The 22,442-nt window shown below is 31.1% G+C and carries 25 protein-coding genes; 19 read left to right on the top strand and 6 right to left on the bottom strand.

The genetic code is table 11. The features are described from left to right. The first annotated feature begins 151 nt into the window (after positions 1–151). Complete coding sequence (locus tag KTF99_RS02590) at positions 152–1,003, top strand: DMT family transporter (protein ID WP_003538772.1); 852 nt, start codon at positions 152–154, stop codon at positions 1,001–1,003. Positions 1,004–1,130: 127 nt separating this feature from the next. On the opposite strand, the gene KTF99_RS02585 is transcribed toward KTF99_RS02590, so the two are convergent. Continuing rightward, positions 1,131–1,733 (bottom strand): Gfo/Idh/MocA family protein, encoded by a 603-nt coding sequence (locus KTF99_RS02585; protein ID WP_003538771.1) that lies wholly within the window; start codon positions 1,731–1,733, stop codon positions 1,131–1,133. Further along, entirely contained in the window at positions 1,733–2,083 is a 351-nt protein-coding gene (locus KTF99_RS02580) for a Gfo/Idh/MocA family protein (RefSeq protein ID WP_003538770.1), read from the bottom strand. Before KTF99_RS02580 ends, KTF99_RS02585 begins: the two co-directional genes overlap by 1 nt. Positions 2,084–2,185: 102 nt before the next feature. Between KTF99_RS02580 and KTF99_RS02575 the strand changes: the two genes are divergently transcribed. After that, complete coding sequence (locus KTF99_RS02575; protein ID WP_003538769.1) at positions 2,186–2,776, top strand: HdeD family acid-resistance protein; 591 nt, start codon at positions 2,186–2,188, stop codon at positions 2,774–2,776. A gap of 150 nt (positions 2,777–2,926) precedes the next feature. Beyond that, positions 2,927–3,793: a YwqG family protein gene (locus KTF99_RS02570; RefSeq protein ID WP_008792192.1), complete on the top strand. Its 867-nt coding sequence runs from the start codon at positions 2,927–2,929 to the stop codon at positions 3,791–3,793. On the opposite strand, the gene KTF99_RS02565 is transcribed toward KTF99_RS02570, so the two are convergent. Beyond that, the gene (locus tag KTF99_RS02565; protein WP_003538767.1) at positions 3,790–4,203 is read right to left on the bottom strand and encodes a hypothetical protein; all 414 of its coding nucleotides are present in this window, start codon (positions 4,201–4,203) and stop codon (positions 3,790–3,792) included. The two genes, KTF99_RS02570 and KTF99_RS02565, sit on opposite strands and share 4 nt — an antisense overlap. An 11-nt stretch (positions 4,204–4,214) precedes the next feature. Further along, the gene (locus KTF99_RS02560) at positions 4,215–5,057 is read right to left on the bottom strand and encodes an AraC family transcriptional regulator (protein WP_008792191.1); all 843 of its coding nucleotides are present in this window, start codon (positions 5,055–5,057) and stop codon (positions 4,215–4,217) included. A gap of 262 nt (positions 5,058–5,319) precedes the next feature. Between KTF99_RS02560 and KTF99_RS02555 the strand changes: the two genes are divergently transcribed. The 7 genes from KTF99_RS02555 (at position 5,320) to KTF99_RS02525 (ending at position 13,314) form a co-directional block, all read left to right on the top strand. Continuing rightward, positions 5,320–5,667 carry a cupin domain-containing protein gene (locus KTF99_RS02555; RefSeq protein WP_003538765.1) on the top strand — a complete coding sequence of 116 codons (348 nt, stop codon included), beginning with the start codon at positions 5,320–5,322 and terminating at the stop codon, positions 5,665–5,667. Positions 5,668–5,688: 21 nt separating this feature from the next. Beyond that, entirely contained in the window at positions 5,689–6,273 is a 585-nt protein-coding gene (locus KTF99_RS02550; protein WP_008792190.1) for a histidine phosphatase family protein, read from the top strand. Positions 6,274–6,356: 83 nt separating this feature from the next. Further along, positions 6,357–7,367, top strand: coding sequence for an aldo/keto reductase (locus KTF99_RS02545; RefSeq protein ID WP_022007732.1), 1,011 nt, complete (start codon positions 6,357–6,359; stop codon positions 7,365–7,367). Positions 7,368–7,468: 101 nt separating this feature from the next. Next, complete coding sequence (locus tag KTF99_RS02540; protein ID WP_003538760.1) at positions 7,469–8,986, top strand: GGDEF domain-containing protein; 1,518 nt, start codon at positions 7,469–7,471, stop codon at positions 8,984–8,986. Positions 8,987–9,080: 94 nt separating this feature from the next. After that, complete coding sequence (locus KTF99_RS02535; protein ID WP_003538758.1) at positions 9,081–10,634, top strand: ABC-F family ATP-binding cassette domain-containing protein; 1,554 nt, start codon at positions 9,081–9,083, stop codon at positions 10,632–10,634. Positions 10,635–10,718: 84 nt separating this feature from the next. Continuing rightward, positions 10,719–11,798: a glycosyltransferase gene (locus tag KTF99_RS02530; protein WP_009008706.1), complete on the top strand. Its 1,080-nt coding sequence runs from the start codon at positions 10,719–10,721 to the stop codon at positions 11,796–11,798. Positions 11,799–12,054: 256 nt separating this feature from the next. Continuing rightward, the gene (locus tag KTF99_RS02525; protein ID WP_217215432.1) at positions 12,055–13,314 is read left to right on the top strand and encodes an exosporium glycoprotein BclB-related protein; all 1,260 of its coding nucleotides are present in this window, start codon (positions 12,055–12,057) and stop codon (positions 13,312–13,314) included. A gap of 536 nt (positions 13,315–13,850) precedes the next feature. On the opposite strand, the gene KTF99_RS02520 is transcribed toward KTF99_RS02525, so the two are convergent. Beyond that, complete coding sequence (locus KTF99_RS02520; protein ID WP_233545912.1) at positions 13,851–14,435, bottom strand: bifunctional 2-keto-4-hydroxyglutarate aldolase/2-keto-3-deoxy-6-phosphogluconate aldolase; 585 nt, start codon at positions 14,433–14,435, stop codon at positions 13,851–13,853. Positions 14,436–14,702: 267 nt separating this feature from the next. On the opposite strand from KTF99_RS02520, the gene KTF99_RS02515 reads away from it, so the two are divergent. The 4 genes from KTF99_RS02515 (at position 14,703) to KTF99_RS02500 (ending at position 16,558) form a co-directional block, all read left to right on the top strand. Continuing rightward, on the top strand, positions 14,703–15,296 hold the full coding sequence (locus KTF99_RS02515; RefSeq protein WP_003538749.1) for a recombinase family protein: 594 nt from the start codon (positions 14,703–14,705) through the stop codon (positions 15,294–15,296). Between the two features lie 323 nt (positions 15,297–15,619). Further along, complete coding sequence (locus KTF99_RS02510; RefSeq protein ID WP_003538747.1) at positions 15,620–15,877, top strand: hypothetical protein; 258 nt, start codon at positions 15,620–15,622, stop codon at positions 15,875–15,877. A gap of 84 nt (positions 15,878–15,961) precedes the next feature. Beyond that, entirely contained in the window at positions 15,962–16,291 is a 330-nt protein-coding gene (locus KTF99_RS02505) for a hypothetical protein (protein ID WP_003538745.1), read from the top strand. A 45-nt stretch (positions 16,292–16,336) separates the two neighbouring features. Next, positions 16,337–16,558, top strand: a complete 222-nt coding sequence (locus KTF99_RS02500; RefSeq protein ID WP_003538743.1) for a hypothetical protein — start codon at positions 16,337–16,339, stop codon at positions 16,556–16,558. A 40-nt stretch (positions 16,559–16,598) separates the two neighbouring features. On the opposite strand, the gene KTF99_RS02495 is transcribed toward KTF99_RS02500, so the two are convergent. Further along, entirely contained in the window at positions 16,599–17,942 is a 1,344-nt protein-coding gene (locus KTF99_RS02495) for an APC family permease (protein WP_003538742.1), read from the bottom strand. A 199-nt stretch (positions 17,943–18,141) separates the two neighbouring features. Between KTF99_RS02495 and KTF99_RS02490 the strand changes: the two genes are divergently transcribed. The 5 genes from KTF99_RS02490 (at position 18,142) to KTF99_RS02470 (ending at position 22,437) form a co-directional block, all read left to right on the top strand. Then, a complete protein-coding gene (locus tag KTF99_RS02490; protein WP_003538740.1) occupies positions 18,142–18,699 on the top strand; it encodes a DNA-3-methyladenine glycosylase I in 558 nt (185 codons plus the stop codon). Positions 18,700–18,751: 52 nt separating this feature from the next. Next, entirely contained in the window at positions 18,752–19,480 is a 729-nt protein-coding gene (locus KTF99_RS02485; protein WP_003538738.1) for an arginase family protein, read from the top strand. A gap of 9 nt (positions 19,481–19,489) precedes the next feature. Next, entirely contained in the window at positions 19,490–20,062 is a 573-nt protein-coding gene (locus KTF99_RS02480) for an SOS response-associated peptidase (protein ID WP_003538735.1), read from the top strand. A gap of 221 nt (positions 20,063–20,283) precedes the next feature. After that, positions 20,284–20,892 (top strand): 4Fe-4S binding protein, encoded by a 609-nt coding sequence (locus KTF99_RS02475; RefSeq protein ID WP_008792179.1) that lies wholly within the window; start codon positions 20,284–20,286, stop codon positions 20,890–20,892. Positions 20,893–20,895: 3 nt separating this feature from the next. After that, positions 20,896–22,437 (top strand): ABC transporter permease/substrate-binding protein, encoded by a 1,542-nt coding sequence (locus tag KTF99_RS02470; protein ID WP_009299537.1) that lies wholly within the window; start codon positions 20,896–20,898, stop codon positions 22,435–22,437. The last annotated feature ends 5 nt before the right edge of the window (positions 22,438–22,442 follow it).

The following is a 22,442-nucleotide window of genomic DNA, read 5'->3' as shown; positions in this document are numbered from 1 at the left end:
ATTAATAACTAATTATAATGAAGGTTTTTAAGTAGTTATTGGCCTTGCATTTTAGTTTAGAAAATGGACAGCGATGATATAGGTGGTTTATCTTTTTTTCTTGTTAAAAATGAGCTAAACTATTATTAACTATAAATAGGAGGGGAAAGTGATGAAAAAAGAAGTTGGATTATTACATTTGGCTGTTATGTTATTTGGCTTAGCCGGAGTAATTGGAAAATTTGTCACACTACCAGCTATTTTGATTACCTTTGGACGAGTATCTTTTTCTTCAATTTTTCTATTAATAATAATTTTAATAAAAAAAGAGAAAGTTAGATTGAGTAATAAAAAAGATTATATTCTAATCATCGCTGCTGGTATTGTTATGGCACTTCACTGGTTCACTTTTTTACAAGCAATTCAATTATCAACTGTTGCAATTGGAACAATTACTTTTTCAACTTTTCCACTTTTTGTGACTTTTTTAGAACCGCTAGTATATCATGAAGAGCTTAGAATAAAAAATATAATGATTGCGCTAACAATGTTTGCTGGGGTAATAATTACAATTCCAGAGTTCTCACTTAACAATCAAATAACACTGGGAATCTTTATTGGATTAATCGGATCTTTAAGTTATGCGGTGTTATGCTTGATGAATCGCTATTTTGCAGGTAAATATACAGGGAGAACGATTTGCTTATATGAACAAGGAATTGCTGCGATTATATTATTACCGTCATTGCTGATAGTTAAAGCTTCAATAACAAAACTTGATTTATTTGCGCTTATTTTTCTAGGAGTTATATGTACGGCTGTTGCTCATAGCATTTATGTCAGTAGTTTAAAGAAAGTAAAGGTGCAAACTGCAGGGATAATATCGGGAATGGAGAGTGTGTATAGCATTATTTTTGCGATATTTTTGTTACATGAGATTCCTGGAGTAAAGGAACTGCTTGGAGGAGTGATTATTTTGGGGGTGGCTTTTTATGCCACTGTTACTAATAATAAAAAGTTTTAGTTCTAATTTGAAATGAACTTCCATTATTTGGACACCCAATGATGTGTACCCTCTTTACTGAACAAATCAGTAAGGAGGGTACACATTACAAGTAATGGAGGTTCATTTTATTATGGCAAAGATTCTTTTATTTCCATTTTTGATATAACTGTTCAACAAGTTTAATTGTTTCAATAGTTTTTTCTTTATTCATGATAGGACTTTCTAATCGACCATTATTAATACATTGATGAATATGTTCAATTTCATAAACAAATTCACTTTGATAAGGAAAATCATAATGACTATGACTGCCATCATCGAGATAAAGATCTAACTGATTAGATTTCCAATAATTAGGAACAACGATATAACCTAGTTCTCCATAAAAAACAGCTTCATTTTTTAATGCCACATTCATAGCGATTGTTGAAGAAGCAAGAATACTATTATTTATCTTCAATTGGAAATTACATATTTCATCTGCTCCAGTAGAGCACTTGATACATGTACCATCAATTGTTAAATTTGGATGATCAAAAAGATATTGGAGATATTCAATTGTATAAGTAGCACTTCCATAAAGAGCACCACCACCTAATGATAGATCATACATCCAGTGATCGTAAGTAAAGCGACCTGGAAACCCAGCCTTAAATTCTAAGTATTTAATTTTTCCGATTATCTCACTATTGATTAATTCTTTAACTTTACTTGTTGTGGGAAGATAGAGAGCCTTTTGTGCTTCCATTAAAAAACAATTATTTTTTTAGCTAATGTGAATAATTCTTTAGCTTCTAAGACAGTTAAAGCAAAAGGTTTTTCTACAATAACATGTTTATGGTGTTTTAGAGCTTTTTTGCAGTTTTCATAGTGTTGACTGTTAACTGTAGGAATATAAACAATATCAATATTATTTGCACAAAGCAATTCACCATAACTGCCATAATAATTTTCAATGTTTAATCGTTTTGCTGCTTTTTTGGCAGTTTCTAAATTTCTTGATGCAATTGCTTGAACATAGCTATCTTGGCTTTCTCTAATCCCTGCAATAAAACGATCAATGATTGAAGCAGTGCTTAATATACCGTATCTGAACATAATAAACCAATTATAGTATAGGATTTTTTAGACAAAAGGACAAATTTGTTTATATTATTTTATTTTTTGAAGACTATAATATAAGTATAGAAGGTGATAGAGATGTTAAGATTTAATGATGATTTTGATTTTCGAAGTGAATTTGTTGGAAAGTGGAATAAAAAGATTCACTCATTAAGAGTAGCAGGAATTATTGTTGCTATTTTAATGATTATTTGTGCTATTCTATGCATGATTTATCCAGTAAAATCAGTTACTATAATTGGTACGATTGCAACCGGGTTAATTCTTATTTTAGGAATTTATCAGATCATTGATTATATAGCGGCACCACCATTATTTCGTGGTCCAGGTGGCCTTGTAAGCGCTATTTGTAATTTATTAATTGGTCTTTTGTTGATATGTTCACCAATTGAAATGACAATTAATACATTTGCTTTTATTTTTGGATTTATTTTAATGGTTTATGGGCTTAATAAGTTGAGTTTTGCTCATCAATTAAGCTTTTTTGGAATTGAAAGTTATGGTTGGGTTATATTTACGGGTATAATCAATGTTTTAGCAGCTTTAGCATTTATTATTGCGCCATTGATGTCAACCGTCGTATTAAATTATATTGTAGCTGCTTATTTACTTGTTGGTGGTATTGCTTTATTGGTCGAAGTAATTGCCATGCATGATTTAAAATTATAATTTTTAGATATTTAAAAAGCATTTCGGTAATCGGATTATAAATTATCGAGATGTTTTTTGTTTGCTTGTTTTTAAGAAGGTGCTAAAATTAAATAAAGAAATGATAATGGAAGCTGCTGTTTTATGTTTTAGTGAAAGGAGTGATGATGAGTGTTTGATTTTTTTAAAAAGAAAAAAGATCCAGTCGAAGAGTCAGGAAAACTAGAAATGAATAAAGAAATGTTTTTAAGTACGATGAAGGTGATTACAGACTATACTCAAAGAGATGTTATTAAAATTGAATTAAGTAATGATGAGTGTAGTATTTTTGATAGTAAATTTGGGGGATTACCATACTTAGGAGTAGATGACGAAGTACCATTAAGTACAGATAATAAACAATTGCGATTGCTGGGGCAAATTAATTTTGCTGATTTACCGATGAATAGTTATCAATTAGAAGCAGGGTTATTGCAATTTTGGGCTATGGATAATGATCTTTATGGTTTAGATTTTGAGAATATGATATCGCAAGCAGAAAGTCGGGTTATTTATTATTCAAGTATTGATAAAACTGTATCTGAAAGTCAGATACTTAATAAATATCATCCTGAAGGTGAGGGTTATTTTCCAATAGTTGATAACTTTAAGCTGCATTTTATTGGTGGCGAAGAAGGAATAAGTATTGGTGATTATCATTTTGATGGTTTATTTACACAAGAATGGAATAACTTATACCCAAATAATTTAATTTCATCATATTATGATTTACCAGATGAAATTTTGTATGAGGATGAATTTAATGAATTTAGCGGTTTTGGGCATAAAATGTTTGGATATCCTGCATTTACTCAAGAAGACCCCCGCAGTAGTGAAAAGTACGATGATTATATTTTATTACTACAAATTGATAGTGTAGGTATTGGTGATAAAGAGATTATGTGGGGGGATAGTGGTATTTGTAATTTCTTTATAACAAAAAAAGACTTAGAGAATAAGAATTTCTCAAAAGTCTTGTATAATTGGGATTGTTATTAAAATCGATGTTCTATTGCTTCTAAGACAGCTGTTAAATCACGAATATAAGCAGCTTGCTGTTTTTTTAAATATCTTTTGACAAAGGGTTTCATGAAGAATTTTTTAGGTGTGATATTTTCTGTAAAATCAATTGAAGTAATACCATTGTGAGATGAAAATAATCCTATCCAGTGACCTTTCATATTACTGTTTTCCATACTGAATTCATAACGCTGGTAGGGTCTAAAACAGGTAATCGTAAAAGTTGTTGGATAACCATTTTTAGTGTATTCGATAAATTGCTCTTGTGATTTGATAATTTCCAGTTTTGAAAGATCACTGCGCCAAGTATAATTATCTAGGGAAGTAACAATATTCCAAATAGTTTTTATATCGTTAGGAAAAGAGGCCTTAATATTTGTAATTACCATAACATAACTCCTTATTTTTTTATAATTGGTAACCAGTATTCGTAAATGGCATCATTTGGATCGGCTTTTAGATAAACTTCTATATCTGGGATATTAGCATATTCATATCCGGAAGTAGGCAACCACTCTGTAATAACACGACGCTGAAGCTCTTGAAGAGTTCTATTTGTTCCGTGACCAGAAAAGATGGCCCAGGTAGCGCTGCCGATATGATATTCTTCAAAATTTTGATTATGATTAGTTGAACTAACAGCAATGAAATAACGCCAGTCTTCGTGTTGATGAATATTGACTCCTAATAATCCTAGCGGAGTCTGATTATTAAGTCGATAAAGTTGGTTAAGGGTTCCATCATTTAATGCTTTGTCCCATTGCTTAGGGATTTGGACAAAGTTTTCTAGTAATTCTTTACTTAAAAGAGAGCTGATTCCTAGGATTTTAAAGCTATCCTTTTTTTCAATTCTAAAACTTAATTCATCAAGACCTTGAATTGAAAAGGTAAATTTTAGAGCTGGGAATGACTTGATTTGAACATTTTTCTTTCTAACAAGTGAGGGTGCAATTCCATGAACTGCTTGGAAAGCACGGTTGAATGCGGTTGGTGATTCATATCCATATTTTAAAGCTATATCAATGATTTTGTCTTCTCCTGTTTGTAAATCAACTGCAGCTAAAGAAATACGTCGTTTGCGAATATATTCTGATAATGAGATATTAGTCATGTAAAGGAAAGTTTTTTGAAAGTGATAACTAGGGCAGCCAGCTATTTTAGCGAGCTGCTCATAATCAATTTTTTCTGTTAAATGATTTTCGATATATTCAATTGTTGTATTTAGCCGTTCAATCCATTCCATTTATATTACCCTCTTTATTATAACTTCTTATTAATGATCAATCCTCGCTTTTTATATAAATAAAAAACGAGATTACACTTTTTTATTTTATCTTGACTTAGAGCTAACCACAAGATTTATTCAGGATTTAAATGATTTAGATTATCTTAATAAGATAGTAAACTATCATTTTAAAGTGAAGCAGTATCGTTAATCGCTTTATTTAACTTTTATGCTATAATATAAACATATCTTGGGAATAAATATTGATAGGAGGTAAGATATGAGCGATATATTTATTAAAAATATTCCCCATGAACAAATAACTACATTAGCATCGCAAGTGGAAGTTCAAGCGGGACAAGTAGTTAGTAAGACACTAGCACAAAATGATGCTTTAAGTATTACTATTTTTTCTTTTGATAAAGGTGAAGAAATTGGAACGCATGGCTCTAGCGGAGATGCGATGGTAACCGTGCTAGAGGGTGTTGGAAAGTTTACAGTTGATGGTCAAGAATATGTCTTAAAGCGTGGTGAAACATTAGTTATGCCGGCTAATAAACCGCATTCTGTATATGGTCAAGAAGCATTTAAAATGTTATTGGTTGTGGTTTTTCCACAAATAAAATAGTAAAAATAGGAGACTGATCGGGTGAAGAAGACTCTATATTTAATGCGTCACGGGCAAACGCTATTTAATGCTCGTAAAAAAATTCAAGGGTGGTGTGATGCCCCTTTGACAGAGTTAGGAATTAAACAAGCTAAGATAGCAGGAAAATATTTTAAAGACAATAACATCGTTTTTGATCATGCTTATAGTTCAACTTCTGAGCGGGCGTGTGATACTTTAGAGTTAGTCTGTGATTTACCTTATCACCGAGTCAAAGGACTAAAGGAATGGAATTTTGGAATATATGAAGGTGAAAGTGAAGATTTAAATCCGCCGCTGCCATATGGTGATTTTTTTGTCAATTATGGCGGTGAAGGAGAATTACAGATGCGCCAAAGAATTGCTGATACATTATTAGAAATTATGCAGAAGGAAGATCATAAAGTTGTGCTTGCAGTTTCTCATGGTGGGGCATGTCGTGGTTTTATGAGATATTGGCAGGAAACTAGTCAAGTTGACCAAAAAGGCGGCTTGAAGAATTGTTGTATTTTAAAATTTGAATTTGAAGATAATGAGTTCAGATTATTAGAAATTATTAATCATAATTTTGATGAAACGAAAGGTTAAAACCTTTCGTTTTTTACTTGACTTAAAGTTTACTCAAGGGAGTATAATAAAAATAGGAAATGTCGAATTGTAGGAGGATGAAAATGGAAACAGTAAGATTGGGGAGAACAAATATTGTTGTTAATCGAAATGGTTTTGGGGCTTTACCTGTTCAACGAGTAAATATGGAAGAAGCAAAAGTTATTTTAAAGAAAGCATATGATAATGGAATTACTTTTTTTGATTCTGCTCGGGCTTATAGTGATAGTGAAGAAAAGATTGGTGAGGCTCTTAGTGAGGTACGCCAAAAAATTTATATTTCAACAAAAACGATGGCAACGACAGTAACGGATTTTTGGAAGGATTTAGAAACAAGTTTATCGTTATTAAAGACAGATTACATTGATATTTATCAATTTCATAATCCGTCGTTTTGTCCTAAGCCAGGGGATGGATCAGGTTTATATGAAGCTATGCTAGAGGCTAAGAAACAAGGAAAAATTAGATATATTGGTTTAACCAATCATCGTTTACATGTAGCAAGAGAAGCTGTTGAGTGTGGTTTATATGATACTTTACAATTTCCTTTTAGTTATTTGGCTTCAAAAAAGGAAGAGGAACTAGTTGATTTATGTAAAGAAAAAGATGTTGGTTTTATTTGTATGAAGGCTTTGTCAGGTGGTTTAATAGACCGTTCTGATGCGGCATATGCGTATTTAGCGCAGTTTGATAATACATTGCCGATTTGGGGAATTCAAAAAGAATCAGAGTTAGATGAATTTATTGAGTATAATGATAATCCACCAATTATGAGTGAAGAAATCAAAGCGATAATTGCTCATGATCAAAAAGAGTTATCTGGTGAATTTTGTCGGGGTTGCGGATATTGTATGCCATGTCCAATGGGAATAGAAATTAATCAGTGTGCTCGAATGTCTTTGATGTTACGACGAGCTCCTAGTGCAGGCTGGTTGTCAGAACATTGGCAAGAAGAAATGAAAAAAATAGAAAATTGTATTAATTGTGGCAAATGTATGTCGCATTGTCCGTATGGATTAAATACACCTGAATTGTTGAAAAAAAATTATGAAGATTATAAAACATTTTTTAAATAATTAGATATACGATTCCTAGTTAAAACTAGGAATTTTTTAACCAATATTAGAACTATCTTATGTTATAATGAAATCAAAGTGCTTAAAGAAAGGAGAAATTAATGCGTGAGATAGATCGTTTAGTCGAAGAAATCCGTCATTTACAGTTTGATGATATCGAGAAAATGTATCAAAAATGTTTGCAGTTAAAAGAAATAGCACTAGAACAAAAAGATGATTACATATTATGTTTAGCTAGTAATTACATAATCGATTACTATTATTCTTGTAAATCGCAACAAGAAACAGTTAAATTAGCGAATGAGATGTTGGCTCTAAATGAAGAAAAAGGGTATCCAGATTTATTGATGCAGGCTTACAACCTATATGCTATTGCAGTATGTAATAATGATTATTCTCTTGCTACTGGTTTTTATCTCAAAGGATTGAAGTTAGCTGAGCAGTTAAATGACTATATAATGAAAGCAAAATTTAACTGTAATTTAGGAGATGTTTTTGTTAATTTAGGTCAATTTGATTTAGCGTTACCTTATTTTTTAGAATCGCTTGAACAGATCAAAAAGATTTCTCCTAAACTGCCGGAATATAAAATAAAACGTTTTGTGTTATGTTATCTTATTATAATTTATTGTGAAAAAAGAAGATTGGATCAAGCAATTGCTCTAATGGAAGAAAATAAGGATTTATTTAATGATACTTCATTTGATCCGATTGATCGGTTATGGCAAGCATTAAAAGCATTAATTTGCTATGGGCATGGTGATGTAGCAAAAGCTTTAGAGTTTATTGATAATATATTAGGGAATGAGATTCATGGTTTTCGTGCAAATGAAGCAATTTATTTTATTCATCATATTTTATTGTATATTACTTTTGCAATCAAGGATAAGGAGCGGACAAAATGTCTTTATCTTTTATTAAAGGAGAATGATTTTGGTAAAACTGGAATGCGTTATCAAATTGAAATGTTAGAAATGAAGATAAAGTATTGTATTGTTTTTGAAGAAAAAGAACAGTTGCCTAAATTATATGAACAATATTATTATTTGATGCATGAAAATCAAAAAGAAAGTATTGATTTTTGTTTAAATAGTGTTTTATATAAAATTGAACTATTTAAAGCAATGGAAGAAAAAAAAGATATCGTTAAGGAGTCTAGACTAGATGATTTAACTAAGATTTATAACCGACGATATTTTCATTATAAATATAGTGAGTTTAAAAATAAAAGTCGACTATTAGGAATTATTATTTTTGATTTGGATCATTTTAAAGAATACAATGATAGTTTAGGTCATTTAACTGGTGATCAAATATTAAAGGATTTTGCTGATAGTTTACAACAAGATGATGATAGAATAATTTCTTGTCGTTTTGGCGGTGATGAATTTATTTGTATTTGTGTAGATTGTAATGAGCAAATGATAATTAGTTTTATTGAACAAGTTTATAGTAAATTTGAGTTATATGGGTATGATAAAATCACTATTTCATCTGGATATTATAATTCTTTTAGTAATTGTTTATCTAAAGAGGAATTAATTAATAATGCAGATTATTATTTATATTATGTTAAAGAGAATGGAAAGAATGGATACTATGGCTTTTCAATTGAGTGATTGTTTAGACTCGACAGTTAGTAATTTTAATGTATAATATAGTTGAATTAGGAAGATGATAATCTTCCTTTAATATTGCAAGTTGAGGTAGAAAATGAGTATATTAAGTGTGGAAAATGTCAGTCATGATTTTGGTGGAAGAACTATTTTAGAAAATGCAAGTTTTAGATTATTAAATGGCGAACATATCGGTTTAGTAGGTGCTAATGGTGAGGGGAAATCTACTTTTTTAAATATTATTACTGGTAAGATTGCTCCGGATTCAGGAAAGATTGAATGGTGTAAAAGAATTTCAACAGGTTATTTAGACCAACACACAGCTTTACACCCAGGAAAAACTATATATGAAACATTACAAGATGCTTTTAAATATTATTATGATCTAGAAGCGGAGATGTTATCGATGTATGAACAAATGGCTGATTGTGATGATGAAACGATGAATCAGTTGATGGAAGAAGTTGGTGAAATTCAAGAAATTTTAGATCATGGCGGGTTTTATACAATTGATGTTAAAATCAAAGAAGTTGCAGGTGGTCTAGGGTTGAATGATATTGGTTTAGATAAACCGGTTGATGCGCTATCTGGTGGGCAACGTTCAAAAGTTTTACTAACTAAATTATTATTAGAGAATCCAATGATTTTAATTCTTGATGAACCAACTAACTATTTAGATGAGCAGCATATCAATTGGTTAATCAATTTTTTAAAGAATTATGATAATGCTTTTATTTTAGTCAGTCATGATGTTAGTTTTTTAAATCAAGTTATTAATATTATTTATCATTTAGAAGATGGTGTATTGACTCGTTATAAAGGTGATTATGACTACTATTTACAACAAGTTGAATTGAAAAAACGTCAGTTAGCTGCTGATTATCAAAAGCAGCAAAAAGAAATTGCTGATCTTGAAGATTTTATCGCACGTAATAAAGCACGGGTAGCTACTCGTAATATGGCTAGTTCACGACAAAAGAAATTAGATAAGATGAATCTTATTTCTAAACCAAAGGAAAAAATAAAACCGACTTTTTCTTTTATAGAAGCTAGAACACCAGGTAAAGTATTATTTGATTGTAAGGATTTAGTGATTGGATATGATAGTCCTTTAACGAAAGAAATGAATCTTGTTTTTGAAAGAAATAAGAAAGTTGCTATTAAAGGTGTCAATGGTTTGGGAAAGACAACTCTACTAAAGACGCTGATTGGGATGCAAAAACCTTATAGTGGAACAGTAGAAAAAGATCCATTTGTTGAAATTGGTTTTTTTAAACAAGAAGAATCTGCAGTTTCCCAAACTGCATTAGACTATTTGTGGGAGGAATTTCCAGATCGAAACAATGGTGAGATTAGAGCTATGTTAGCTAAGTGTGGTTTAACAACTGATCATATTGAATCTTTAATGAAAGTTTTATCGGGTGGAGAAAATGCCAAAGTTAGATTATGTAAGATTATGAATCGTGAAGCTAATGTTTTGGTGTTAGATGAACCGACAAATCATTTGGACGTTGATGCTAAAGATTCTTTACAAAGCGCAATCAAGGCTTTTAAAGGAGCTGTTATTTTAGTTAGTCATGAACCGGAATTTTATTTACCAATTGTTGATGAAGTAATTAATTTAGAAGAATGCTCAACTAAGATTATTTAGAAATGTTCTTTATTTAGAACATTTTTTGTTTTAAATATTTTCACATTTTAAGGGTTGTTGACATATATTATAGTGGTGAAATATATGATAACTATTAGTGTGTGTATGATCGTAAAAGATGAGGAAATGGTATTAGAGAGAGCTTTAAAATCGGTTGAAAGGATTGCAGATGAAATAATCATTGTGGATACCGGATCGACTGATCGAACTAAAAAGATAGCATTGAAATATACTGATAAAGTATATGATTTTGTATGGTGTGATGATTTTGCTAAAGCAAGGAATTATTCATTTTCAAAGGCAACTATGGATTACTGCATGTGGTTAGACGCGGATGATATTATTTCAGATAGCGATCAAGAAGGTTTGATTAATCTTAAAAAAACTTTATCAAAAGATACTTCTGTAGTTATGATGAAATATAATGCAGAATTTGATCAGAATAATAAGCCGACATTTACGTATTATCGTGAAAGATTATTAAGAAGAAAGGATAATTTTTATTGGGAAGGATTTATACATGAAGTAATAAGTCCTAGAGGTAAGGTGCTTTATAGTGATCTTGCAATTACACATAGTAAGGTGAAAAATAGTGATGTTAATCGTAATTTAAGAATATTTAGAGAAAAATTGAATGAAGGGGTAATGTTTAGTCCACGAGAAATTTTCTATTATGCTCGGGAGCTGTTTTATCATCAATTGTATCAAGAAGCAGTAGCTGAATTTAAAAGATTTTTAAATACCAAGAAGGGATGGAAAGAAAATAACATTTCTGCCTGTCAATTTTTAGGCTATTGTTTTTACAATCTTGGTGATATGCAAGAAGCAATAACCTGGCTTTTAAATAGTCTTTGCTATGATTTGCCAAGAGCAGAGATATGCTGTGATTTAGGTAAGTATTTCTTTGAATTGAAGCAGTATGAGCAATCTATCTATTGGAGTGCAGTAGCATTATCGTGTGAGCGTGATGATACATCTGGAGCATTTATATCTCCAGATTGTTATGATTATATTCCCTATATGCAATTATGTTTATGTTATGATAAGCTAAGTAATTATAAAACAGCAAAATATTACAATGAATTGGCAGGAAAATGTAAACCAAATGATCCATCATATTTGCATAATAAATTGTATTTTAATCGTATTGAAAATGATGAATAGAAGTAAAAAAAGATTTAAAAGGGACTAATCCTTAATAAAGGAGTAAGTCCTTTTATTATAATATGATAAACTATTATTTTTTATAAGGCGTTAAGGGTATACGATTTACATATGTATCTAGTAACTTTTTTATTTAGATAATTACTTTAGAAGTTTAATGAAAAAATTAGTCTTTTATTTTTTATGAGATTATTGACACAGTAGTTATTAAAATATTTGCGTATATTATATTAGATCACATAAAGGAGGTGATAAGATGAAAGACTGTAATTATAATGGTTGTATATGGTGTCCATGTTGCCGATGCAGGCCACCAATTATTATTAGATGTCCAACCGGACCGACCGGAGCAACAGGAGCGACAGGGCCAACCGGAGTAACAGGAGCGACAGGACCAACCGGAGTAACAGGCGTGATAGGACCGACTGGAGCAACAGGAGCGACAGGACCAACCGGAGTAACAGGCGTGATAGGACCGACCGGAGCAACGGGAGAAGACGGAGCAACAGGAGCGACAGGACCAACAGGATCAACCGGAGCAACAGGAGAAGACGGAGCAACAGGACCAACAGGACCAACCGGACCGACCGGAGCAACGGGAGAAGACGGAGCAACAGGAGCAACAGGACCGACAGGAGCAACAGGAGCGACAGGGCCAACCGGACCGACCGGAGCAACGGGAGAAGACGGAGCAACAGGAGCGACAGGACCAACTGGACCGACCGGAGCAACGGGGGAAGACGGAGCAACAGGACCGACAGGACCGACTGGAGCAACGGGAGCGACAGGACCAACCGGACCAACCGGAGCAACGGGAGAAGATGGAGCAACAGGGCCAACCGGACCGACTGGATCAACAGGAGCGACAGGGTCAACCGGACCGACTGGTACAAATGGTGCAAACGGAGATAGAGGACCGACAGGACCAACTGGGATAACAGGAGCAACCGGAGCAACAGGGTCAACCGGACCGACTGGATCAACAGGAGCAGCTGGAGCTTCAGCAATAATACCATTTGCATCTGGTTTACCTGTATCTTTAACAACTATTGCTGGTGGTTTAGTAGGTACCCCTGCATTTATAGGGTTTGGTAGCTCAGCACCAGGAATATCAATCATTGGTAATACAATTGATTTAACCAATCCATCTGGCACGTTAACAAACTTTGCTTTTACAATGCCAAGAGATGGAGTCATCACTTCAATCGATGTATTCTTTTCAACAACAGCAGCATTATCATTAGTGGGAAGTACAATTACGATTGAAGCAAAATTATATGAATCAATTGCTCCAAACAACACTATGACTGTAGTGCCTGGAACAACTGTAACATTAACGCCTTCACTAACAGGTGTAATTTCTATAGGAACGATTTCTAAGGGAATATTAACTGGCTTAAATATTAATGTTCCGGCGGGAACAAGATTAATGCTTGTTTTAACTGCACGGGCATCTGGATTGAGTTTAGTCAACACTGTTGCAGGTTATGTAAGCGCAGGTGTAGCAATAGACTAGCTAAAAAAGGAGTCTCTAATAACTTATAATAAAAAATATAGTTTTTGTGAAATGTAATATTTATGATTATAGGTATCTCGCAGTTAAAAAGTTCTTATTAAAATGAAGTGCACCCCAAAGTTTGATATATACTTGGAATCTTGGACATGTATATTCAAATGAAAGGGGTGCATCTTAATATGTAAAAATTATTTAAATAATTCGTTTATAAAAATATTTTTAAAATCATAAAAAGTGTTTTATAGATAAGAATATAAGACTATGTCAAGTATTATACTATTTAAATAATTACAATCAAATTAAAGGGAGTAGTTTCTATTCAATTCAGAAATTACTCCTTAATTTATATTAGTATTTAATTTATTGCAGAAATCTTTTATTTCTGCAATTGATAAGTTTGATTACACAAAGTGTTAGATAGCCGCAAAAAGTATTTTTATTTTGAATTATTAGTAATATTGGGAGTTCTCTTATAATCTAATTTTATAACAAAATATTAAATAATAGTTTTTTATTATATTATTGAGATATAAGAATTATTTTCTAGTTTTAGTATTTACATATTTTTGTGCAATTTCTTTGATTGTTTCAAATTGACCTTTAGCTGCCAGTTTGTTTAACTCTCCTCCAATGCCAATAGCATCAATACCAGCATTAAACCACTCAGCTGCATTATTTAGGTTAACACCACCAGTTACCATTAAGGAAACATACGGTAAGGGCCCTTTGATTGCGTTAATATAGTTAGGACCAAAAGCACTTCCTGGAAATAATTTGATAATTTCACAGCCATATTCCATAGCAGTAATGATTTCTTTAATGGTCATACAGCCAGGAATATAAGGAATACCATAGCGATTACAAATTATAGCAGTTTCTTGATTAAAAGCTGGTGATACTATATATTTAGCTCCAGCCATAATAGCGTTTTTTGCAGTTGGTGCATCTAAAACAGTTCCAGCACCAATTAAAACAGTATTATTATTTTGATAATCACTTGATAATTGTTTAATAATCATGTCAGCATTATTGTTAGTATAAGCAATCTCAATAGCTTTTAAATTTCCTTTAATACAAGCGGTGGCTGTTTGGTGACCTTCTTCATAACTTGTTCCTCTAATTACTGCAACTACACCTTGTTTTTTAATTCAATAATTGTATTTGATTTAGTCATAATTTTCTCCTATCTTGATATTTCCTGTTTTGATTTTAATAAATTATTTATTCATTAAAATCAATTTATAAAGTAATAATATTTCTAGCTAGTTAGTAACATCGACTTATTACTAACTTTTTTTACATTCAGTAATATAGATTTATCATAACTTGTTAATAATATTTATGCAGATATTTTTATAATACTGCATAAATTTAGGAGGTTTTAGTTTATGACAAATATTTATGGTTATGCAAGAGTTTCTTCAAAAGACCAAAATGAAGCAAGGCAAATTATTGCTTTATCACAATTTCCAGTAAAAAAGGAAAATATTTATATTGATAAGTTTAGCGGTAAGGATTTTGATAGACCCAAGTACAGTGAATTAATTAAAATATTGAAAGAGCAAGATATTTTAGTGATTAAAGAGATTGACCGTCTAGGTAGAAACTACGAAGAAATCTTAGAGCAATGGCGAGTCATTACAAAAGAAATAAAAGCAGATATCGTTGTTTTAGATATGCCACTACTAGATACTAGAACAAGAAAAGAAAATCTTACAGGGACATTTATTGCAGATCTAGTACTTCAAATTCTTTCATATGTAGCCGAAACCGAGCGACAAAGTATCAAGCAAAGACAGCGTGAAGGAATCGAGGCTGCTAAAAAAAGAGGTGTAAAATTTGGTAGACCGTGCATTCCTGTTCCAGAAGAGTTTTATGATTTAAAGGAAAAATGGTTAAATAAAAAAATCACCTCAAGGGAAGCAGCCACTACTATTAATGTTTCTCAAGATACATTTTTAAGATGGGTTCATTTGAAGTGATGATTATTATGAAAATAGTAGACTTTATCGTTCAACAAATGTATAATGAAAATTGACAGATAGTACATCAAAATTAATCATAGTAGAAAGAAATTTGTGTGTTTTTATAGTTTTTTCGTTAAAAATAAAGCTTTATCTTTTCGAATGAATAAGTCTACTTTATGCGGACGAATTTGTACTATGTGCAAGACAAATATAAACACAATTTTACATTATTAGTACTAGAATTATTGAGGAGGGATGAACGAATAAATGAGGACACAGTTATGTTGTTCAATTATAAATTTGTTTATCTGCTTCTAAGCTTAAAGTAAATTCAATTAATGAAAAAGACTAAAAGTCTAGTTGGCAGAAAATACGGTAAATTACTCGTCTTGGCTGAAACAAATAAATTAGAAGCTCGATATAAAGTATGGGAATGTAGATGTGAGTGTGGAGAAATAACATTTGTTAATACAAAAAAACTGAAACGAGGGACAATCACTAATTGTAGCTGTATTCCTAAAAACAAGGCTAAAAAAGGACAGAAGTTTGGCGACTTATGGCAATTTCTCCAACAGAAAAAAGAACACAGAAGTTAGTGAAACTGGGCTAATGCACGGGCAGTATGTCGGTTGTGGGTGTAGAAAAAAGAGATTACTGAAAGTGTTTATAATAATCTTCATTTGGTTGATGGTACATGTATAGAGTTTATTAACTCACAAAAATTAAAAAGAAATAATACTAGTGGAGCATGCGGTATTTATAAACTGAAAAATAATAAATATCGAGCTAGTATTGGTTTTAAAGGTAAACGTTTTGATTTAGGAACATATTCAAATTTCGAATCGGCTCTAGAGACTCGAAGAGAAGCTGAAGAGCTGGTTTATCAAACTTTTATTATTGCTTATGAACAGTGGAATTTAAAGGCTGCTGATTTAGTCTGGTTCCAGAAAAATCCGTTTATTTTTGAAGTTAATAAGGTCAATGGGAAATTACAAATCAAGCGGAGTTAGGATAAAGAGAAGAAATAGATATATGACTTGAAAGGATGGTTAATTATGCAAAAAGATATTTTTGAAGATGCTGTAAAACTTATGCGGTGTTACTTTATTTCAGATTTACGGATTTTGAAGAAAGAAGTATATGAAATGCTGTATATTGTGGATTTTAAACAATATGATATACCGAATTTGCAGCAATTTTTTGCTTATGTTTTTGATCGAGAGATTTCAAGTTATGAAGATATAGAAGAATTTTTATGGAATGAATCAACTTTATAAATAATAAACCATCTCTTGATTCTAAGAGATGGTTTATTATTTAGTGATTATTTTTTTGATAGTAATATAATGAGTATAGAAAAAGTAAAATACAAAATATAATATAGAAAATAAATAGTTTATTTTGAATACCTCCAGATAGGATAATCAATGAGCCGATAGTTGCTAAAATCGGGCAAACTAAACCTTTAAATTTACTCTTAATTTCCTTATCAAGATACATTTTAAATACCCTTATATATAATAAAGTATAGAAGATATAGGATATTCCGATAGCTCCCTCAGATACATCACTATTATATAATAGGTTGTATTTAGTACATAAATAATGGACGAACATCCAAATCGTACAAATAATCAAGCTACAGATAGCTGAATTTAAGGGCATTTGAAAACGTTTATCGATTTTACGCAAATGTTTAGAAAAGGGAAACATATTTTTACGTAAAGATAATGAATATGGCATGCGAATATAGCCAATGACTAAACCATTAACAGTTCCAATAACCGAAATAACTATAAAAATGATAATCATTTTACTAAAGGCTGGACCAAATAAATTTTGTGCTGCCAAACTGACATGACGATCTCCCAAAGTCATAACTACTTCAGGTGTAACATAACATGAGATACCAATAAAGTATAAAACATAGATACTTAAAACGATTAATGGGCCTAGCATTAATGCTTTAGGCATATTTTTCTTAGCATCTTTTAGTTCATGAGATATAGAAGTTGTTACGATCCAGCCATCAAATGAATAGGCAATGGGACCAAGGGCAGAAATCCACCCAGTACCACTTAGTGTATTGATACTAGTATTTGCTAAACCATTAATAGGATCACCAAAAATAATTCCCAATATTCCTAAAATAAATAAGGGGAGCAGTTTTATTAGGGTTGTACTATTTTGGATAAAAGCACCAAATTTTGGTAAAAGAATATTGTAAACAAAACAAAGTAGTAAAAAGATATAACCAATTAAAATTTCAAATTCTAAACTGGCTTGTAAATTAAATAATATGTTTATATAAACTCCAATGACCCAAGCTACAACAGAAGTAATTGTAGGATAGTAAACAAAGGTTTGAAACCAGCCCATAGCACATGCAACTTTACGAGTTAAAAACATTTCAGCATATGAGATTAGCCCTCCAACTTTATCAGTGCGAGATGCTAATTCACCGATTGTAAGACAACCAAAAATGATTGAAATTGCGGCTAAGATAAATGATAGCACGCCTAGTGCAATACTGCCGTTTGTAGCAATTAAAACATTATCACTTTTAAAGAATATACCCGAGCCAATACAAATTCCAACAATCATTGTAATGGCTGTAAATAATCCATATTTTTTTGTTACATCATTATTATTGTTATTCATTTTAAATCTCCTCTAACATCTTGAAATATTGTACTAAAAACTAAACAATATTAAAAGTAATATAATTTATTATTTTAGCTGCTGGAAAAAATATTTAAAAAGTTAAATATGATGAATGAGTAATTTTAACTGGGATAGTTTTTTTTGTGTAATATTTGCTTATTCTTATAAGCATGATAAAATAGTTAAAAAGGAGAGAATGATGATGGTAAAAAGGTGTTCATGGGTAGATGAAAAGTCAGAAATTTATAAAAATTATCATGATCATGAATGGGGTGTACCGGTTTATGATGATGAAAAATTATATGAGATGTTCTTATTAGAAACATTTCAAGCAGGATTATCATGGATAACTATTTTAAAAAAACGAGAAGCTTTTAGAGTGGCATTTGATAATTTCGATGTAATTAAAATAGCTAACTATGATGATAAAAAAGTAATGGAGTTATTAGCAAATGAAAAAATAATAAGAAGTAAACGAAAAATTGGTGCAGCAATTAATAATGCTAAAATTTTTATAAGTATTCAAACTGAATTTGGTAGTTTTTCTGACTATCTTTGGGGTTTTAGTAACCATCAAATTATTAAAAATAAGGATAATAATTTTAAAACAACAACGAAGTTATCTGATGATATTTCGATGGATTTAAAAAAAAGAGGAATGAGTTTTGTAGGCTCAATAACTATTTATTCATATTTACAAGCAATAGGTATTGTTGATGATCATGAATTAGAATGTTTTTGTTATAAGCATTAAATGGAGCTGGTTTTATGGGGTAAGTATTGTAAATGAAAAGAAATTAACTGTCATGGATTTTACTGGTATTTATGAGTTAGAAAGTTTTTATAAGCATAAAAATATTAATTGGATTGATTGTTTAGATATTAAGGGGACACGTGGTTATTGCAGTGAGGAGGCAAAAGCGAAGATCATTAAAAGAATAGGTGATTATCTGCCTGCAGGAATACATTTTATTGATTCAGGTAATTTTCATTATGTAAGTGAATTTTGGATAAGGAAGATAAATTATGATTTTATTTTAATAGTCTTTGATCATCATAGTGATATGATTAAACCGATGTTTGGGGATATTTTAAGCTGTGGATCATGGATCTTAAATGCTTTAAAAAATAATCAATATTTAAAACAGATCATTTTGATTGGAATTGCACAAGAACAAGTTGATTTAATCGATCCTAAGTATAGGGAGCGCGTTATTTATTTGTGTGATAATAATCTTGGTGATTTAAAAGTTTGGAAGATAATTGATGAACTTTTGAAACAATATCCTGTTTATTTTTCAATTGATAAAGATGTTTTAAGTGAACAAGTAGTCACGACTGATTGGCAGCAGGGGCAGATGCGGTTAATTGAATTTAAATTAATTTTAGCAGATTTAATTAAACGTGGCGATGTTATTGGGATTGATATATGTGGTGAATGTTGTAATGAAGTTGCCATGTTAAGTGAGATAAAAAATGATGATTCATTAAATGCGCAAATCTTAGAGTTTTTAAAATGTGAATTGGTAAAATAGGAGATTATTATGTGTGGCAGATATTTTTTAGAATTAAAAGCCTTGATGGAATTGGAAGAAAGAATTGACTATACATTTGAACGTGATTTATTAATTGCTAAAGATTATTATCCAAGTAATATTGTACCAATCATTATTGATCGAGATAATAAATTAGAATTAAAAAAGGCAAAATGGGGCTTTAGTACTTTTGATAATAAATTAATTATTAATGCGCGAAGTGAAACTTTATTGGAAAAACCATTCTTTAAAAAAGAAGTGATTACTCATCGTTGCCTTATTCCAGCTAGTGGCTTCTATGAATGGGACGGTCATAAACATAAGTTCACTTTTGAAAACGAAAAACGATCGTTATTGTTAATGACAGGAATTTATCGAAATGTTAACGGGCAAACAGAAGTGACTATTGTTACAACAAAAGCAAATAAAAGTATGTGTGAGATTCATGATCGAATGCCATTGATTTTAGAGGAGCATTTAAATCATGACTGGTTAGAAAATCGTCATATTGAAGCACTTTTAAGGACAGTACCACAGTCTTTGACGATTACTTCAGGTTTTTTGCAAAGTAGTTTATTTTAGGCATATGATTTGTTATTTTGATATTAGAACAGTATACTTATGGTGTGCCTAATACAATATTATAGAGTATAAGTTTGATTATTATTAGAGCTATAGCTATGAAGTTGTACACGACTAGCTATAGTTTTTTAGTTTCGTTAAAGTAACTAGGTTACAAAAAAGTGCCTTCTTTCATATAAAAATCAACTAGTGTATATTAAAGACGAGCGGAGGTAAGAGTGATGAAAGTTAATGATTATTTAAATGAACTTAGAAAAATAAAAGATGTAGCAATGGCAACTGTAGACAGTGACGGCTATCCACAAATTAGAATCATCGATGTAATGGCTGTGGAAAATAATAATTTGTATTTTTTGACTGCTCGGGGGAAAAACTTTTATCAAGAATTACTTGATAAAAATTTCGTTTCATTAGTTGCGCTAACAAAAGATTATGCATCGATTCGTTTAAAAGGAAAAGTTAAAAAAGTCAGTAATCAAAAAGAATGGTTAGAAAAAATATTTATTGATAATCCGAGTATGAATGAGGTTTATCCAGGTGATAGTCGTAATATTTTAGAAGTATTTTGTATTTTTGATGGTGAAATTGAAATATTTGATTTATCAAAAGTACCAATTGAACGTTCACAATATGATCTTTGTGATAATCGAATTTTTAATAAAGGATATCTGATTAGTAATAGGTGTATTGCTTGTGATCGCTGTAAGCGTGAATGCCCACAACAATGTATTAAAAGTGGAAGCAAGTATAAAATAATGCAAGATCATTGTTTACATTGTGGTTTATGTTATGAAAACTGTCCGGTGCGGGCAATTGAGAAAGTAGGTTAGATTATGTTAAGAGATATGCTATCTTTATTACAAGAAAAAGGGGATTTCTTTTTAAAATTATTAATTGAACATATGCAGATATCGCTAATTGCAATTATTATTGCGACTGTTATAGGCTTGATTTTAGGAGTAATAATCAGTGAATATAAAAAAAGTTCTAAAACAATTTTAGGAATTATTAATTTTATGTATACGATTCCCTCTATTTCACTATTAGGTTTTTTAATTCCTTTTTCTGGAATTGGTAATAGTACCGCAATCATTGCATTAAGTGTTTATGCATTATTACCAATGGTGAGAAATACATATACTGGAATTATTAATATTGATGATAATATTATTGAAGCTGCAACGGGGATGGGATCAACACGTTGGCAAATTTTATACAAAATCAAGTTACCGTTGGCACTTCCAGTAATTATGTCTGGTTTTAGAAATATGGTAACTATGACAATAGCATTAGCAGGGATTGCTTCTTTTATTGGTGCCGGTGGTTTAGGGGTAGCGATATATCGAGGAATTACTACCAATAACACGGCAATGACTTTGACAGGTAGTTTATTGATTGCAATACTTGCATTAATTACAGATATAGTATTAGGCTTTATTGAAAAGTTATTTACCATTCGAAAAGCTACTTTAAAATCTAAAAGAAAGTATGGCTTAGTAGTGATTGTGACAACTTGTGCAGTCTTGATCATATCAATGATTTCAGGCAATCTTAATCAAACAGTAACTTTAAATATTGCTACTAAGCCTATGACGGAGCAATATATTATTGGAGCAATGTTGAAAGAAATGATTGAACAAGATACGGATATTAAAGTTAAGATTACTCAAGGAGTAGGAGGAGGAACTTCAAATATTCAACCAGGAATGGTTAGCGGTGAGTTTGATTTATATCCTGAGTATACGAGTACGGGTTGGAATACAGTTTTAAAACATGAAGGTTTTTATAATGAAACAATGTATGAACAGCTAGTTAAAGAATATCAAGAAAAATATCAATTTACCTGGACAGGGCTGTTAGGGTTTAGTGATGCATATGGTTTAGCAGTAAGAAAAGAGATTGCTGAGCAGTATAATTTAAAAACTTATTCAGATTTAGCAGGAATATCTAATCAATTAGTTTTTGGAGCTGAATATGATTTTTATGAAATTCCTGAGGGTTATGATGCACTATGCCAAAAATATAATTTTACTTTTAAGAATACTATGGATTTAGACATTGGTTTAAAATATCAGGCAATAAATGAAGGTAAGGTTGATGTCATGGATGTCTTTACAACCGATGGTCAACTATCAACAGCAAATGTTGTTGTCCTTGAAGATGATCAACAATTCTTTTCAACTTCGATGGGGGCCTTAGTTGTACGCAATGAAATTCTTGAACAATATCCAGAATTAAATAATGTTTTTGATAAACTTACTGGTATTCTCAATGAAACAAAAATGGCACAATTGAACTATTTGGTTGAAACAAAAGGACAAGATGCTGAAGATGTGGCTCACGAATTTTTAGTTAGCATTAATTTAGTGAAATAGGAGGA

The organism is Erysipelatoclostridium sp. MSK.7.34, assembly GCF_019041935.1.
Classification (GTDB): Bacteria; Bacillota_I; Bacilli_A; order Erysipelotrichales; family Coprobacillaceae; genus Thomasclavelia; species Thomasclavelia ramosa.
The sequence above is the reverse complement of the archived record's forward strand: the minus strand, read 5'-3'. Positions and strand labels throughout refer to the sequence as shown.

What these genes read in the sequence shown, in the direction of transcription:
- KTF99_RS02565 (WP_003538767.1), bottom strand. Translation starts at nt 4,203, where the DNA reads ATGGTAATTACAAATATTAAGGCCTCTTTTCCTAACGATATAAAAACT.
- KTF99_RS02480 (WP_003538735.1), top strand. Translation starts at nt 19,490, where the DNA reads ATGTGTGGCAGATATTTTTTAGAATTAAAAGCCTTGATGGAATTGGAA.
- KTF99_RS02530 (WP_009008706.1), top strand. Translation starts at nt 10,719, where the DNA reads ATGATAACTATTAGTGTGTGTATGATCGTAAAAGATGAGGAAATGGTA.
- KTF99_RS02540 (WP_003538760.1), top strand. Translation starts at nt 7,469, where the DNA reads ATGCGTGAGATAGATCGTTTAGTCGAAGAAATCCGTCATTTACAGTTT.
- KTF99_RS02555 (WP_003538765.1), top strand. Translation starts at nt 5,320, where the DNA reads ATGAGCGATATATTTATTAAAAATATTCCCCATGAACAAATAACTACA.
- KTF99_RS02585 (WP_003538771.1), bottom strand. Translation starts at nt 1,733, where the DNA reads ATGGAAGCACAAAAGGCTCTCTATCTTCCCACAACAAGTAAAGTTAAA.
- KTF99_RS02475 (WP_008792179.1), top strand. Translation starts at nt 20,284, where the DNA reads ATGAAAGTTAATGATTATTTAAATGAACTTAGAAAAATAAAAGATGTA.
- KTF99_RS02545 (WP_022007732.1), top strand. Translation starts at nt 6,357, where the DNA reads ATGGAAACAGTAAGATTGGGGAGAACAAATATTGTTGTTAATCGAAAT.
- KTF99_RS02575 (WP_003538769.1), top strand. Translation starts at nt 2,186, where the DNA reads ATGTTAAGATTTAATGATGATTTTGATTTTCGAAGTGAATTTGTTGGA.
- KTF99_RS02495 (WP_003538742.1), bottom strand. Translation starts at nt 17,942, where the DNA reads ATGAATAACAATAATAATGATGTAACAAAAAAATATGGATTATTTACA.
- KTF99_RS02560 (WP_008792191.1), bottom strand. Translation starts at nt 5,057, where the DNA reads ATGGAATGGATTGAACGGCTAAATACAACAATTGAATATATCGAAAAT.
- KTF99_RS02535 (WP_003538758.1), top strand. Translation starts at nt 9,081, where the DNA reads ATGAGTATATTAAGTGTGGAAAATGTCAGTCATGATTTTGGTGGAAGA.
- KTF99_RS02470 (WP_009299537.1), top strand. Translation starts at nt 20,896, where the DNA reads ATGTTAAGAGATATGCTATCTTTATTACAAGAAAAAGGGGATTTCTTT.
- KTF99_RS02525 (WP_217215432.1), top strand. Translation starts at nt 12,055, where the DNA reads ATGAAAGACTGTAATTATAATGGTTGTATATGGTGTCCATGTTGCCGA.
- KTF99_RS02590 (WP_003538772.1), top strand. Translation starts at nt 152, where the DNA reads ATGAAAAAAGAAGTTGGATTATTACATTTGGCTGTTATGTTATTTGGC.
- KTF99_RS02580 (WP_003538770.1), bottom strand. Translation starts at nt 2,083, where the DNA reads ATGTTCAGATACGGTATATTAAGCACTGCTTCAATCATTGATCGTTTT.
- KTF99_RS02490 (WP_003538740.1), top strand. Translation starts at nt 18,142, where the DNA reads ATGATGATGGTAAAAAGGTGTTCATGGGTAGATGAAAAGTCAGAAATT.
- KTF99_RS02515 (WP_003538749.1), top strand. Translation starts at nt 14,703, where the DNA reads ATGACAAATATTTATGGTTATGCAAGAGTTTCTTCAAAAGACCAAAAT.
- KTF99_RS02500 (WP_003538743.1), top strand. Translation starts at nt 16,337, where the DNA reads ATGCAAAAAGATATTTTTGAAGATGCTGTAAAACTTATGCGGTGTTAC.
- KTF99_RS02485 (WP_003538738.1), top strand. Translation starts at nt 18,752, where the DNA reads ATGGATTTTACTGGTATTTATGAGTTAGAAAGTTTTTATAAGCATAAA.
- KTF99_RS02510 (WP_003538747.1), top strand. Translation starts at nt 15,620, where the DNA reads ATGAAAAAGACTAAAAGTCTAGTTGGCAGAAAATACGGTAAATTACTC.